The organism is Micromonospora sp. NPDC047753 (assembly GCF_040642735.1).
Taxonomy (GTDB): domain Bacteria; phylum Actinomycetota; class Actinomycetes; order Mycobacteriales; family Micromonosporaceae; genus Micromonospora.
Genome location: NZ_JBEYSL010000148.1, coordinates 1 through 13,792 on the forward strand (window position 1 = coordinate 1; position 13,792 = coordinate 13,792).

The 13,792-nt window shown below is 73.6% G+C and carries 12 protein-coding genes, 1 pseudogene and 1 riboswitch; of the genes and pseudogenes, 6 read left to right on the plus strand and 7 right to left on the minus strand.

Going from position 1 to position 13,792, the window contains the following annotated elements; translation table 11 throughout:
• Positions 1-1,605 (minus strand): annotated as a pseudogene (locus ABZ749_RS15040) (peptidase S8); the annotation flags it as partial.
• A 204-nt stretch (positions 1,606-1,809) separates the two neighbouring features.
• On the opposite strand from ABZ749_RS15040, the gene ABZ749_RS15045 reads away from it, so the two are divergent.
• Both ABZ749_RS15045 and ABZ749_RS15050 read left to right on the plus strand, forming a co-directional pair.
• Positions 1,810-3,675, plus strand: coding sequence for a glycerol-3-phosphate dehydrogenase/oxidase (locus tag ABZ749_RS15045; RefSeq protein ID WP_357227842.1), 1,866 nt, complete (start codon positions 1,810-1,812; stop codon positions 3,673-3,675).
• Positions 3,676-3,799: 124 nt separating this feature from the next.
• Entirely contained in the window at positions 3,800-4,300 is a 501-nt protein-coding gene (locus tag ABZ749_RS15050; protein ID WP_357227845.1) for a hypothetical protein, read from the plus strand.
• Positions 4,301-4,310: 10 nt separating this feature from the next.
• Here the strand turns inward: ABZ749_RS15050 and ABZ749_RS15055 are convergent, their stop codons facing one another.
• On the minus strand, positions 4,311-5,711 hold the full coding sequence (locus tag ABZ749_RS15055; protein WP_357227848.1) for an FAD-linked oxidase C-terminal domain-containing protein: 1,401 nt from the start codon (positions 5,709-5,711) through the stop codon (positions 4,311-4,313).
• A gap of 67 nt (positions 5,712-5,778) precedes the next feature.
• Here ABZ749_RS15055 and ABZ749_RS15060 point away from each other — a divergent pair, with 67 nt between their 5' ends.
• Positions 5,779-6,063: a DUF4031 domain-containing protein gene (locus ABZ749_RS15060; protein WP_357227851.1), complete on the plus strand. Its 285-nt coding sequence runs from the start codon at positions 5,779-5,781 to the stop codon at positions 6,061-6,063.
• Here ABZ749_RS15060 and ABZ749_RS15065 read toward each other — a convergent pair.
• Positions 6,035-6,691, minus strand: coding sequence for a metal-dependent phosphohydrolase (locus ABZ749_RS15065; RefSeq protein WP_357227854.1), 657 nt, complete (start codon positions 6,689-6,691; stop codon positions 6,035-6,037). The genes ABZ749_RS15060 and ABZ749_RS15065 overlap by 29 nt on opposite strands.
• 106 nt (positions 6,692-6,797) lie before the next feature.
• Here ABZ749_RS15065 and ABZ749_RS15070 point away from each other — a divergent pair, with 106 nt between their 5' ends.
• Positions 6,798-8,033, plus strand: a complete 1,236-nt coding sequence (locus tag ABZ749_RS15070; protein ID WP_357227856.1) for an FUSC family protein — start codon at positions 6,798-6,800, stop codon at positions 8,031-8,033.
• A 23-nt stretch (positions 8,034-8,056) separates the two neighbouring features.
• Here the strand turns inward: ABZ749_RS15070 and ABZ749_RS15075 are convergent, their stop codons facing one another.
• Positions 8,057-9,316, minus strand: a complete 1,260-nt coding sequence (locus ABZ749_RS15075) for an aminotransferase class V-fold PLP-dependent enzyme (RefSeq protein WP_357227859.1) — start codon at positions 9,314-9,316, stop codon at positions 8,057-8,059.
• A gap of 46 nt (positions 9,317-9,362) precedes the next feature.
• A riboswitch (SAM riboswitch) is annotated at positions 9,363-9,483 on the minus strand.
• A gap of 23 nt (positions 9,484-9,506) precedes the next feature.
• Here ABZ749_RS15075 and ABZ749_RS15080 point away from each other — a divergent pair.
• Positions 9,507-10,997 carry a PrsW family intramembrane metalloprotease gene (locus ABZ749_RS15080; RefSeq protein ID WP_357227861.1) on the plus strand — a complete coding sequence of 497 codons (1,491 nt, stop codon included), beginning with the start codon at positions 9,507-9,509 and terminating at the stop codon, positions 10,995-10,997.
• A 363-nt stretch (positions 10,998-11,360) separates the two neighbouring features.
• On the opposite strand, the gene ABZ749_RS15085 is transcribed toward ABZ749_RS15080, so the two are convergent.
• Both ABZ749_RS15085 and ABZ749_RS15090 read right to left on the minus strand, forming a co-directional pair.
• Positions 11,361-11,528: a hypothetical protein gene (locus tag ABZ749_RS15085; RefSeq protein ID WP_167337262.1), complete on the minus strand. Its 168-nt coding sequence runs from the start codon at positions 11,526-11,528 to the stop codon at positions 11,361-11,363.
• Positions 11,529-11,621: 93 nt separating this feature from the next.
• Positions 11,622-11,960 (minus strand): co-chaperone GroES, encoded by a 339-nt coding sequence (locus ABZ749_RS15090; protein ID WP_091402887.1) that lies wholly within the window; start codon positions 11,958-11,960, stop codon positions 11,622-11,624.
• A gap of 105 nt (positions 11,961-12,065) precedes the next feature.
• On the opposite strand from ABZ749_RS15090, the gene ABZ749_RS15095 reads away from it, so the two are divergent.
• Positions 12,066-13,430, plus strand: coding sequence for an AI-2E family transporter (locus ABZ749_RS15095; RefSeq protein WP_357227864.1), 1,365 nt, complete (start codon positions 12,066-12,068; stop codon positions 13,428-13,430).
• A gap of 118 nt (positions 13,431-13,548) precedes the next feature.
• On the opposite strand, the gene ABZ749_RS15100 is transcribed toward ABZ749_RS15095, so the two are convergent.
• The coding region (locus ABZ749_RS15100) for a helicase C-terminal domain-containing protein (RefSeq protein WP_357227867.1) at positions 13,549-13,792 on the minus strand (244 nt) is incomplete at its 5' end.

The window sequence follows — 13,792 nt, forward strand, 5'->3', positions numbered from 1 at the left end:
CTCCGGGCCGGTGGGCTTGGGCAGGGTGCCGCGGCTCTGCCCGGCCGGGGCCGGCAACGGTCGCAGGCGCTGGCTCACCAGCACCCGCGCCACCTCCGGCCGGCGGGCGAGCCAGGCTCGCACCGCCGGGCCCCCGTCCACCTCAACCGCGTTGACCAGGTAGTACGACACCGGGTCGAGCCGCAGCCGGTTCAACCCCCGGAGCAGGTCGCCCTGGCTCCGCTCGGCGGTCGTCACCAGCCGCCGGTAGACCTCCGCCGCGCGGGCGTCCCGTCCGGCCCGGCCCGGCGCGGCGGCCGGGAGACCGCTCAGGTCGGCCTGCGTACGCAGCACCACGAACAGCCGCTCGCCGTACAGGCCCGGCTGGCCGGGGCCGAGGTCGACCGCCCCGAACGCCACCAGCAGCACCACGGCCGCCAGCGCTGCGATCCGCCTGCTCGGGGTGCGTGCCGTCGGTCGGGCGAGCAGCACCGCGTACCCGATGGCGACCAGGACCGCGACGGCGAGCCCGACGCCGGCGGCGGCCGCCACCCAGAACGGGATGTCCCGGGTGCCGACCAGCAGCAGGCTGATCTCTTCCGGGTCGGTGAAGGCCAGCGGGCCGAGCGCGGCCAGGCCCACGAGCCAGCCGGTCGCCGCTCGGCCGGCGCGCACGGCCTCAGCCGGCTCGGCGGCGGGCCGCCGGGTCGCGGCCCAGAGCGCGGCCTCGGCCGGGTCGGGGGAGGGCCGCCAGGTCGCGGCCCAGAGCGCGGCCAGCGCGAAGCCCACCGGCGGCAGGGTCAGCAGCGCGGGCAACTGCGCGCCGGACTGCCCGGTCCCGGCCGCGAGCAGCAGCAGCGCCACCCCGGCGACCAGACCGCCGACCAGCACCAGCCGAGCCGGCCGGGGTGGTGGCCCAACAGCGAACTGGGCCCAGAAGGGGGCGTCCAGCAGTGTCGCGGCGAGCACCCCGAGCGCGGCGGCCGCCACCAGCGCGAGAGCGGTCTCCAGGAGGCCACCGAGCGCGCCAAGCCAGGCCCACGGCAGCAGCAGTGCCAACCCGGCGGCCACCGCGAGCAGCGGCACCGGGCCGACACGGCGCACGCGCCGTCCGACCGACTCCGCGCCTCCGGTGGCCTCGGGCCGCGTGGTGTCGCCGCCTCCGGTGAGTGCCGGGCCGCCGACCGAGCCGACCAGCCCGGGGTACGCCCACCGGCGCGCCGACCAGCGCACGGCGAGCGCGCTGAGCGACGCGGCACCGGCCAGCGCGGCGAGGTACGCCTCATGGTGCACCGGCGGCACGGCCCGCAGCACTGTGAGCACGCCGAGCGCGATCGCCCCGATCAACCAGGCCCGCCCGGTGGCCCGGACCGCACCCGACCGGGGCAGGACGGCCAGCAGGAGGGCGGGCGTGCCGGCCAGCACGACGGTGGCCAGGCCGAGCACCGGCCAGAGCCAGCCGAGCCGGTCCCGTCCGAAGCCCAGCAGCACCTGATCGGTGAGCCAGCCACCGGTCTGGGTGCCCACGGTGACCGCAACCGTCCAGCAGCCGACCAGCACGGCCGCGACCACCGGCCACGGGGAACTGCTGTCGCTGGGGCCCTGGTACGCAGGTTGACCTTGCATCCGAGAACCTTACGACTACGAGGAAGGGTTTCGACCCGACCGTCGGGTTCCGAGGCACGAGGAACGGTGCAGATCTTGGACAGTTTCCGTCATCGCGTGACGGAAACTGTCCAAGATCTGCGATGGGTCGGCCTGGATGGGGTCGCGGGACGTGTCGTGCGCTCCGGAGCAGGTAGGCGCGGTGCGGTGCGGGGCGGGCGGCGAATGTCGACACGGTGGCTCGACGGTTACGGTGGACAGGTGCGCGACCCCAATGTCTCCCGATCCGTCGCCGGTCAGCTCTCACCGGTCCGCCGTGCGTCCGACCTGCGTCGACTGCGTGCCGAGCGCTTCGACGTGCTGGTCATCGGGGGCGGGGTGACCGGAGCCGGTGCCGCCCTGGACGCTGCGTCCCGTGGCCTGAAGGTGGCGCTGGTCGAGGCACGTGACCTTGCCGCCGGGACGTCCAGCCGGTCCAGCAAACTCATCCACGGTGGCCTGCGGTATCTGGAGCAGTTGGAGTTCCACCTGGTCCACGAGGCGCTCACCGAGCGCGGCCTGCTGGCCACCCGGCTCGCGCCGCACCTGGTACGCCCGGTGCCGATCATGGTGCCGCTGCCGGCCGGCCGGGGCCTGCGGGACCTGCCGGCCCGGGTCTTCCGGCGCTCGTACTACGGCGCCGGGGTGGCCGCGTACGACGCCTTCGCCGGGATTCTCGGCGGGGGTCGGGGGATGCCCCTGCACCGTCACCTGACCCGGGAAGGCGCCCGGCGGATCTTCCCGAGTCTGCGGGCCGACGCGCTGGCCGGGGCGATCCGCTACTACGACGGGCAGGTCGACGACGCGCGGCTGGTTGTCACACTGGCCCGCACCGCGGCCAGCCTCGGCGCCACAGTGGTGAGCAGTGCCCGCGCCGTCGGGCTGATCCGGCAGGCCCGCGAGGTGACCGGCGTTCGCGTCCGGGACCTGGAGGCGCCACCGGGCTCGCCGGACGCGGAGTTCGAGGTGCAGGCCCGCACCGTCATCGCCGCCACCGGCGTGTGGAGCGACGACATGTCCCGGATGCTGAACGACGTCGGCCTGCGACCCGGCATCCGGGTGCGCGCCTCCAAGGGGGTGCACCTGGTGGTGCCCCGCTCGGCGATCACCGGCGAGACGGGACTCATCCTGCGTACGGCGAGTTCGGTGCTCTTCGTCATCCCGTGGGGCGGGCACTGGATCATCGGCACCACGGACACCGACTGGCGGTTGGACCGTTCCCACCCGGCCGCCTCGGCCCGCGACATCGACTACCTCCTCCAGCAGGTCAACACCGTGCTGGAACGGCCGCTGACCACCGCCGACATCGAGGGGGTGTACGCCGGGCTGCGCCCGCTGCTGGCCGGCGAGGCCGACTCGACCTCGAAGCTCTCCCGGGAGCACGCGGTCTTCGAGCCGATGCTCGGGCTGCTGCTGGTCGCCGGCGGCAAGTACACGACGTACCGGGTGATGGCGTCCGACGTGGTCGACCGGGCCGCTCGCCGACTCGGTGGCGCTCGCTCGTCACGCACCGCCGACCTGCCGCTGCTCGGCGCCGACGGCTACCCGGCCATGTGGCGGGACCGGGCCGACCTGGCCCGCCGGCACGGCGTGCCGGTGGGCGTGGTGGAACACCTGCTGGAGCGGTACGGCACCCTCACCCTGGACCTGCTGGCGCTGGTCGACGCCGATCCTCTGCTGGCGTCCCCGCTGGCTGGTGCTCCGGAGTATCTGGCGGCCGAGGTCGCGTACGCGGCGCGGGCCGAGGGCGCGTTGCACCTGGAGGACGTGCTGACCCGGCGGACCCGCATCTCGTTCGAAACCAGCCACCGGGGGCTGGAGTCGGCGGAGCACACCGCCGAGTTGATGGGGGCGGTGCTCGGTTGGGACGCGGCCACCCGGGCGCGGGAGGTCGAGCACTACCGGGTTCGGGTGGAGGCGGAGCGGCAGTCCCAGTTGATGCCGGACGACGCGACGGCGGACGCGGCCCGTCTCGGCGCTCCGGACGTCAGGGGTTACGCGGCCGACCGGGGCGACGACACCCAGGCGGAGCTGCGCTCGTCCGCTCGATGACGAATTGCGACGTTACCGATGGGTAACCATCGATACCGGCCCGGATGGTGGTTTCGGACGCTACCTACGGTGGGGTAGGTTTCCGCGCGTGCTAGCCCGCGCGCGCCCTCATCTGCTCCTACCCTTGCTCGCCGTCGCGCTCGCCGGTGCCCTGACCGGGTGCTCCCTCTTCGACGGAGACAAGCCGAGCACCCCGGTGGCGCAACCGACCCCCGGCACGGCGGGCGGCGGTTCGCAGCTGGAGATCCCCACCACCGTCGCCGCCGGTCAGGTCAGCCTGCTCCAGCGGCTCGGCGAGGACGGGCCGATGCGCACCCTGAGCGTCGAGCGGAACGGCGCGTGGCAGTGCGTCGACTGCGCCGGCGACGGCGTGACCTCCCGGGGCACCCTCGCACCGGAGCTGACCGAACGGCTCCAGGTGCTGCTCGCCAACCCGAAGCTGGCCGACGAGACCGATCAGGCCCGGCGGTACCGGACAACCTGCATCGACGCGCTGACGTCCAGCCTCATCACCTCGGCCGGGCTGATCACCTCGCAGGACTGCCCGGGCGAGGAGCTCACGCCGGTCGCCGGGGAGATCCTGCTGCTGCTCACCCAGGCGACCCCGGCCGAGGTCAAGGGCTGACCGCAGCCGCTCAGAGCACCTTGCCCGGGTTGAGCAGGCCGGCCGGGTCGAGCGCCGACTTGATCGCCTGATGCACCCGGACACCGACCGGCCCGATCTCCCGGGCCAGCCAGTCCCGCTTGAGCAGCCCCACCCCGTGCTCACCGGTACACGTGCCGCCCAGGTCCAGGCCGAGCCGCATGATCTCGTCGAAGGCCCGCCGACCCCGCTCCACGCTCGCCGGGTCGGCCCGGTCGACAACGATGTTCGGGTGCATGTTGCCGTCCCCGGCGTGCCCCACCACGCCGATCGGCACCTCACACTCGGCCGAGATCCGGGCGACCCCGTCCAGGAGCGCGGCGAGCGCGCCGCGCGGCACCGCCACATCGTCGATCACCAGACCACCGATGCCGCCCGGGTAGGCGTCCGCCGCGAACTTCTCCATGGCCGGGTGGGCCAGCCGGCGAGCCTGGAGCAGCGCCGCCGCCTCCACCGCGTCGGTGGCCGCGTAGACCTCGTCGGCGCCGACGGCCTCGCACACCTCCGCCAGCACGGCCAGGTCGTCCGCCGCCCGGGAGCCGGTGTCGGCGGCGGCCAGCAACAGGGCCTGCGCGTCGGTCCGCAACCCCATCGGTTGGTACGCCTCGATCGCCCGCAGGTGGGTCTGGTCCAGCAACTCCAGCAGGCTGGGGGTGAGCCCGCGAGCCGCGATCTCGGCCACCGCCGCGCCGGCCGTGGCGGTGGATCCGAAGACCGCCACCAGGGTCAGTGAGTCAGCCGGGGCGGGGCGCAGCGCCACGGTCACCTCGGTGATCACGCCGAGGGTGCCCTCCGAACCGACGAACAGTCGGGTCAGGTCGTAGCCGGCCACCCCCTTGGCCGTACGCCGGCCGGTGCGCAGCACCTCACCGGAGGCGAGCACCACCTCCAGGCCGAGCACGTACTCGGTGGTCACTCCGTACTTCACGCAGCACATGCCGCCGGCGTTGGTGGCCACGTTGCCACCGATAGTGGACGACTCCCAGGAGCCGGGGTCCGGCGGGTACCAGAGGCCCTGTTTCGCCACCGCCCCGGCCAGGGCCGCGTTGACCACCCCCGGTTGGACCACAGCGATCCGGCTCACCGGGTCGATCTCCCGGATCTCGTTCATCGCGACGGTGCTGAGCACCACCGCGCCGTCCACCGCGTTCGCCGCGCCGGCCAGCCCGGTCCGTGCGCCCTGCGGCACCACCGGTACGCCATGCCGCGCCGCCGCCTGGATCACGGCGACCACCTGCTCGGTGTCGCGCGGGCGGGTCACCACCAGCGGGACTCCGGCGGCGCAGAGGTCGGCCTCGTCCCGCTGGTGCAGGCGCAGCAGGTCCGGGTCGGTGAGCACGGCGTCGTCACCGAGCGCGGCGCGCAGGTCGTCGAGGAGCGCGGTGGGGGCCATGCAGCCGAGGTTAGGGCGCTACCAGGCGATCATCAACATGATCGACTGGTCGGGTTAACTTGGCACCATGCTCTACCTGGACCGGCCGGCCTGGCCGTGGCGCGGTCGGCTCTGGTCGCACCTGATCAGTGACGTCTCGTACGCCGAGCTGCACGCCTTCGCCGAGGCGCTCGGCGCGCCCCGGCGCGGCTTCGACCGGGACCACTACGACATCCCGGCGGACCGGTTCGCGGCGGCGGTGTGGCTCGGTGCCCAGGTGGTGCCGAGCCGGGAGCTGGTCCGGTTGCTCCGCGCCGCCGACCTGCGTCGGCCGAAGCACCTGGTCAACCCGCGTTCTCGGGTGCCGCGGTGAGGGTGGCCAGCTCGCGGCGCACATTGTCCCGGGCGGGCTCTTCCCACCGGCTCGCCAGCGGTGGCGACCGGAACAGCGCGGGCAGCGACAGCAGTCCGGTCAGCACGGCGGCCCGCCCAGCCCGGAAGGCAGGCTCCGGCACGTGGGCGTACTCCTGGCGGATCGCCGCGGCGTAACGCTCGTAGGTGGCCGCTGGCGCGGCCAGCACGGCCAGGTCCGCGTCGCAGAGCAGCGCGCCGTCCCGGTCGCCCGGCGTCACAGCGTGCCCGGCGGTGAGCAGCACCAGCCGGCGCGCCTCGGCCACCGTGGGCGCCGGCACCCCGAGCCCGGTGAGCACGCTCTCGGCCAGCGCGGCGCTCTCTCGTTCGTTGGCGTCGCCGTTGGCCCGGGGGTCGTAGACCGCGTCGTGGAACCAGGCCGCCAGCCGGACCCCGTCGGCCCTTGCGGCCAGGTCGGCGTGCTGGTCCACCACATCGAGCACCGCCGTCAGGTGGGCCACCGTGTGGTAGTGCCGGTGCGGCTCCCGCCAACGGGCGATCAACTGCTCGCCAGCCCTGGTGACATCCGGCTCGGGCCTCGCGCCGGCACCCCGGGCCGCCGCCCGCCACCGGTCCAACAGATCAACCACCGCCCGAGTCTGCCGCATCCGCCCGCGACGCGCGGGTAGGGAGGGTTCAGCGGGGCCACCACGGGTAGTCGCGCCCATGGCCGTGGCCCGGGACAAGCGACAGCCGATGGTGCGACGTACCGCGCTGCGCGACGGTTTGGTGGACATCGACGGCGCACGGATCGCCGAGGCCACCGAGCAACTGCGCCACCGCAGCCGGGCCACCCTGCACGATCGGCTGCACCGGGTACGGATGGCCGGCGGACTCGCGGTGCAGGCCGGGCTCGCCGCCGGGCTGGCGTACCTGATCTCGCACAAGGTGCTCGGCAACCCGCAACCGGTCTTCGCGCCGATCTCCGCGGTCGGCACCCTGGCCGCGTCGGTCGGTCAGCGGTTCCGCCGGACGGTGGAGCTGATCGTCGGGGTGGGGGTCGGGGTGGCCGTCGGCGACCTACTGATCTACCTGCTCGGCACCGGGGCGTGGCAGCTCGGCCTGGTGGTCACCGTGGCGATCCTGCTCACCATCTTCGCCGGAGCGAGCGTGGCCATCGTCATCCAGGCGGCGGCCACGGCGGTGCTGATCGTGACGCTGAGCCCGTCGACCCAGAACCTGGAGATCCCCCGCTTCGTCGACGCGTTCCTCGGCGGTGGGATCGCGCTGCTGGTCACGGCGGTGCTGCTGCCACTGAACCCACTCCGGGTGATCAACCGGGCGGCCCGCCCCGCCCTGGACCTGCTCGCCGCCCAGCTCGACGCCACCGCCGACGGGCTGCGCAACCGGGACCGCGCCACCATCCAGTCCGCACTGGAGAGGCTGCGCAACAACAAGGAGGAGCTGGCCACGCTGGGCGAGGCGATCGAGGGGGCGAAGGAGACCGCCACTCTCTCCCCGGCCCGCTGGCACCGCCGCGACGAACTGACCCACTACGCCGAGGCGGCCGACCCGATCGACCGGGCGATGCGCAACAGCGGCACCCTGATCCGCCGATCCGTCACGCTGGTCGAGGACGACGAACCGGTACCCGATCCGATGCCGGACGCGATCGGCCACCTCGCCGAGTCGGTCCGGCTGCTCAAGCACGAGTTCGCCGCCGGTGAGGAGCCGGAGGAGGCCCGGGAGCGGTCGCTGCGGGCGGTCAGCGAGTCCGGCCGGGCGTACGGCGCCGGGGTGGGGTTCTCCGGCAGCGTGGTGATCGCCCAGATCCGGACGACAGCGAGTGACCTGCTGGTCGCCTCCGGCATCGAGCAGGAGGAGGCGAACCGGTGGATCCGCACCGCCTTCGGGGAGCAGGAGCGCCCGGTCGGTGAGCCCGCCGAGCCCGGCGAGACGCCGAAGCCACCCACCGCCCCGCCGGTCGGCTGAGCGGAAAGACCGCCGGGCGCACCTCAGGCCAGCTCGGCCAGGGCCGCGAGCAGCCGGTCCACCTCGTCGGCCGTGCTGCCCAGCCCGATGCTGGCACGCAGCGCGGTGGGCGGCAGGTCCCGCCGGCCGGTACGCCCCGCCGCCTCGCCGAGCAGACGCCGGGCCAGCGGGTGGGCACAGAACAACCCGTCCCGTACGCCGATGTGGTGCTCGGCGGCCAGCCGGGTGGCCACCTCGGTGGAGTCCCAGCCGGCGACCACGAACGAGACGATGCCGACCCGGGGCGCGTCCGGGCCGAAGGTGCGCAGCTCGACGATGTGCGGCAGGGCGGCGAGGCCGGTCCGCAGCCGGGCCAGCAGGGCCTGCTCGTGGGCGGCCAGCGCGCCCTGGTCCGCCTCGTCGAGCGCCCTGCACACCGCCGCCAGCGCGACCGCTCCGAGCAGATTCGGGGTGCCGCCCTCGTGTCGGGCCGGGCCGGTCGCCCAGGTCACGTCGTGGGTGGCCGGACCGACGTGGCTGGTGGCGCCACCGCCGGCCAGGTAGGGCGGGGCGGCGTCCAGCCAGTCGGCGCGACCGATCAGCACGCCCGCGCCGAACGGCGCGTACAGCTTGTGGCCGGACACGGCCAGGTAGTCGACGTCGAGCGCGAGCAGGTCGACCGGGGCGTGCGGGGCGAGCTGCGCGGCGTCGAGCACGATCCGGGCGCCGTGCCGGTGCGCCACCCGCGCCAGTTCGGCGACCGGCCACCGCTCACCGGTCACGTTGCTCGCACCGGTCACCGCTACCAGCACCGGCAACGCCGGGCTGCTGCCCCGGCGCAGCTCGGTGAGGGCGGCGGCGAGATCGCGTACCGCCCCGTCGGGGTCGCTGGGCACCGGCAGCCGCACCGACCCGCGCGGCCAGGGCAGCAGGTTGGCGTGGTGTTCGCCAGCGAACGTGACCACTGTGGTGCCGGCCGGCACGGCCCGTGCCAGCAGGTTGAGCGCGTCAGTGGTGTTGCGGGTGAAGATCACATGATCGTCGGCGCGAGCGCCGAAGAAGTCCCCGATCGTCTGCCGGGCCTGCTCGTACGCGAGGGTGCAGCGCCGCGACAGCGCTCCCGCCCCGCGATGCACGCTGGCGTACCAGGGCAGCAGCTCTGCCACCGCGTCGGCGGCGGCCCGCGCGCACGGCGCACTGGCCGCGTAGTCCAGGTTGATCTCGCCGGGCACGCCGAGGACGTCGAGCGACGCGGACGGCACGGTGGGCAGGCTGGGCAGCGAGGGTACGAGAGTGACGGACACGCCGGAACCTCCGGGGTCAGGGACCCCGGGTGCGACATCGGGACGGGGTCCGCGCTTGCCCAGCACACCGATCGGGCTGGGCCCGGTCATCACCCGGGGCACCCCACCGCGAACTCGACGAGGGTTGCCGGCCAGCAAGCCGGGGCTTGACGCTGGCGCTCGTGACCTGCCGGCAGCATAGCGGCTACCGATGCGACCGAACCAGCCGGCGGCGGATGGCTACGCTGACCGCATGGCCGACACCCCGCCCGGTTCACCGCTGCCGCCTGCGCCCGCCTCCCCGCCCGCGCCCGCCGGCCCGCCCATGGGTGAGACGCCGCGAATGCCGCTGCGCCGACTGGGCTGGCGGCGGTTCCTGGTGCTGGCCGGGGTGGTGCTGTTGATCGCGGCGTGCGCGGTCTTCATGGTCTTCACGCTCGGCCAGTCGCTCGGTGCGCAGGCCCTGCTGATCGGGGTGGTCGCCGCCATTCTGCCGGTGCCGGTGCTGGTCGGCTGCTTCCTCTGGCTGGACCGGTACGAACCGGAGCCGTTGAAGTATCTGATCTTCTGCTTCGCCTGGGGGGCGTTCGTCTCCACCGCCGCCTCGCTCACCGTGAACGACTTCGCGGCCAACCGCTTCGCCGACTGGGGCCTGCCGTCGGCGCTCACCGGGGTGCTGGTGGCGCCGTTCATCGAAGAGCTGACCAAGGCGCTGGGCCCGATCCTGCTGCTGGTGTTCCGCCGCCGCGAGTGGTCGGGGATCACCGACGGCCTGGTCTACTGCGGGCTCGCCGCGGTCGGCTTCGCGATGGTGGAGAACATCCTCTACCTGGGCGGGTTGGGCTACGCGTCCGGCGCCGACCGGTACGGCCCGGCCACCGGCATCCAGCAGGTCATCGCGATCTTCATCCTGCGGATCCTGCTGTTCGGGTTCGCCCATCCCCTCTTCACCTCGATGACCGGTGTGGGGTTGGGTATCGCCTCCCGGACGGCGGACCGGCGCATCCGGGTGCTCGCCCCGGTCGCCGGCCTGCTGCTGGCGATGATGCTGCACGGCACCTGGAACCTGCTGCCCACGCTGACCCAGGCCACCGGCGAGGCCATGATCATGCTGTACGGCTTCCTGGGCCTCATGGTGCCGGTCTTCTTCGGCACCGTGGGGCTGGCGCTGTGGCTGCGCGCCTGGGAGGGGCGGCTGACCGAGCGGGTCCTGCCCGACTACGTACGCGCCGGCTGGCTCAGCCCGCCCGAGGTGGCCGCCCTGAGCAGTCTCGGCCGGCGGCACGCAGCCCGCAGTTGGGCGCGGCGGGTGGCCGGCGACGCCGGGGTGCGGGCGATGCGGGGTTACCAGTCCGCCGCCACCCGACTGGCCCTGCTGCGCGACGGGGCGCTGCGCGGCCTGGACCGTAAACCCGCCGACCAGGAGCGGACCGCCCGCGAGGAGCGGGAACTGCTGGACGCGATCACCGGATACCGGTCGTTCTTCGTGGGTCGGGACCCGCAGGCCCCGGCGGGGGTCTGGGACGGCAGCCGCTACCACCTGCGCTTCCCGGACGGCACCGAGCGCGCGGTGGACGCGCCGGACGAGCCGGTGGTGCCGATCCCGGTGGTGCTGGCTCCCGCCCCGGCTCCGATGGGTTACGCCCCGCCCGCCCCGCCCGGCCTGCGCCCGGCGTCTCCCTGGCCGCCAACACACCCCTGACCCCGCCGACTACCGCCCAACCCGCGCCCGCGCCGAGCGCCCGCGCCCGCGCCGAGCGCCCGCGCCCGCGCCGAGCGCCCGCGCCCGCGCCGAGCGCCCGCGCCCGCGCCGAGCGCCCGCACCCGCGCCGAGCGCCCGCGCCGAGCGCCCGCGCCCCTGCCCGCGCCGATCTTGCAGTTTCGGTCGTCGAAAAGCGTGGAATGCCCTCTACGCCGGGACAGTAAGTGCAAGATCGCGGCCGACTCCGGTCGATCATGGAGTTGTGGTGCCTGACTTGGTGCTACTTGTGGACTTTGTCCGGCACCACAACTCCATGATCGACGTGGCGTGGCATGGCGTGGCGTGGCGTGGCTTGGTCTGGCGTCAGGTCATCAGCGAGGTTAGGAAGTCGCCGAGGCCCTGGAACATTGCGATCAGCGCGGCGCCGATCGCCCGGAACATCTGCGCGGCGCCGTCCGGCCGAAAGGCCATGAAGTAGATCAGGAACGCGACACTGCCCCAGGTCAACAGCTTCTTCACGAATACCGGCATCGTCCCTCCCCAGGGCCACGGTCGCCGGATGGCTTCCCGTCGTGCGGCTGGGCAAACGGTGCGCGACGGGGCCTGGTGGCCGGGAGAGGTGCGTCAGAGGTAGAGGCCGGTCGAGTCGTTCTCGATCCGCTCGGCGGCTACGGCGTGCACGTCCCGCTCCCGCAGCAGCACGTAACCGCGGCCATGCAGCTCGACCTCGGAGCGCTCGTCCGGGTCGAAGAGCACCCGGTCGCCGGAGACGATGGCGCGCACGTTCGGCCCCACCCCGACCGCGGTGGCCCAGGCGAGGCGCTTGCCGACCGCTGCGGTCGCCGGAATGACGATGCCAGCGGTGGAGCGGCGTTCGCCCTCGCTGCCCTCCATCCGCACCAGCACGCGGTCGTGCAGCAGGCGGATCGGCAGGCCGGCGTCGAGATCGTTGTCGGCGGTCACGTCGCAGACGCTACCGTGTGGCCGACGGTGGCCGGCCGGTGGTTACGCCGGAGGTGGTCGGGGCATTGTGTGGCGGAACCGCCCTACGGTGTCGGGAACGGACGTATGCTGTCCGACCTGTCGCCGTCGGCGGGCCGGGTTCTCTGCCAGGAGGTGCGCTTGAGCCGCTTCGAGCGGGTACGCGGGCGGCTTCGCCGCGCCTACCAGTCACGACAGGAGTCGGCGCCTGCCGACGAGGGCGCCGCGAGTGACGCGTTGAACGACGCGTCGGAGGCGGCCCGGGTGGCGTCGCCGGCCGTGCCGGGGCCGACCGCGCCGCCGAGCGCCGCTGTCTACGGCGCGGAACCTCCGGTGGACCTGCACAGCTCCACCTCCAGTCGGGACGACGCCGACGTTCCGCACGGGTTGCGGATCGCCGCCGCGTGGTGTTGGCGACTGATCGTGATCGGCGTGGTGGCCTGGGCGCTGCTACGGATCGTCGGCACGGTCAAGATCGTGATCATTCCGCTGGCCATCGCGCTGCTGCTCTCCGCGCTGCTCGCCCCCGCGGTGGGCTGGTTGCTGCGGGTCCGGTTCCCCCGGTCGCTGGCGACGGCGGTGGTGCTGGTCGGCGGCCTGGCCGCGGTGATCGGCACGCTGACGCTGGTGGTCAACGAGTTCATCCGTGGCGTACCGGAGCTGAGCGAGAAGTCCTCGGAGGGCGTCCGGCAGATCCAGAACTGGCTGAAGACGGGCCCACTGCACCTCTCCGACACCCAGCTCGACCGCTACATCGACGAGGCGCAGGCCTGGATCAACAACAACACCTCGAGGTTCACCAGCGGCGCGCTGAGCACCGCCGCGACGCTGGCCGAGGTGCTGACCGGCACGCTGCTGGTGCTCTTCGCGACGTTCTTCTTCCTGCGCGACGGCAACCGGATCTGGCGGTTCCTGGTCCGGCTGCTGCCGGTGGCCGCCCGGTGGAAGGTCGACGACGCCGGCCGCGCCTCCTGGCAGACCCTTGTCGCCTACGTCCGCGCGACAGTGCTTGTCGCCTTCATCGACGCGGTCGGCATCGGCATCTTCCTGGTCGCCTTCGACATCCCGTTCGCCTTCCCGCTGGCCGCGCTGGTCTTCCTCGGCGCGTTCATCCCGATCGTCGGTGCGGCGCTCTCCGGCGGCGTGGCGGTGTTGGTGGCCCTCGTCGACAGCGGCCCGGTCACCGCGTTGATCATCCTCGCTGCGGTGATCGTCGTGCAGCAGGTGGAGGGTCACATCCTGCAACCGCTGATCATGGGCCGGGCGGTCGCCCTGCACCCGCTCGCGGTGATCATCGGCATCGCTGCCGGCGTCGTACTCGCGGGCATCACCGGCGCGCTGGTCTCCGTGCCGCTCATCGCGGTGCTGAACACCGCGGTCCGCCGGCTTGCCGCCCGCAGGGTGCCGGACACCCCGCCCGACGCAGTGGTCGTCGCCTCCCAGGCCCCCTAGGCCCACGATCACGCAGGATCACGGAAAGAGTGGCCTCCCGTCAGCGGGAGGCCACTCTTTCCTTGTCGTAGCGCGATCGTGGGCCGGCCAGAGCGGCCCAGGTGCGGCGCGGCGAGGGTCAGGACTTGGCGAGACGTTCCAGGGCTCCTCGGGCCACCTCGGGGCGGGTCGTGTACCAGAACGGGGGCAGCGAGCGGCGCAGGAACGGCCCGTAGCCCCGCGCCGTCTCCAGTCGGGAGTCGAGCACCGCGACCACGCCCTTGTCGCCGGTCGCCCGGATCAGCCGGCCGACGCCCTGCGCCAGCCTCACCGCCGCGATCGGCACGCTGACCGCCGCGAAGCCGGAGCCGCCGCCCGCGTCC

Bases quoted from the DNA above. Each gene is read 5' to 3' on its own strand.
- ABZ749_RS15060 (WP_357227851.1), top strand. From the start codon at position 5,779: ATGCTCTACCTGGACCGGCCGGCCTGGCCGTGGCGCGGTCGGCTCTGG.
- ABZ749_RS15055 (WP_357227848.1), bottom strand. From the start codon at position 5,711: ATGGCCCCCACCGCGCTCCTCGACGACCTGCGCGCCGCGCTCGGTGAC.
- ABZ749_RS15045 (WP_357227842.1), top strand. From the start codon at position 1,810: ATGTCGACACGGTGGCTCGACGGTTACGGTGGACAGGTGCGCGACCCC.
- ABZ749_RS15070 (WP_357227856.1), top strand. From the start codon at position 6,798: ATGGTGCGACGTACCGCGCTGCGCGACGGTTTGGTGGACATCGACGGC.
- ABZ749_RS15095 (WP_357227864.1), top strand. From the start codon at position 12,066: ATGCTGTCCGACCTGTCGCCGTCGGCGGGCCGGGTTCTCTGCCAGGAG.
- ABZ749_RS15085 (WP_167337262.1), bottom strand. From the start codon at position 11,528: ATGCCGGTATTCGTGAAGAAGCTGTTGACCTGGGGCAGTGTCGCGTTC.
- ABZ749_RS15080 (WP_357227861.1), top strand. From the start codon at position 9,507: ATGCGACCGAACCAGCCGGCGGCGGATGGCTACGCTGACCGCATGGCC.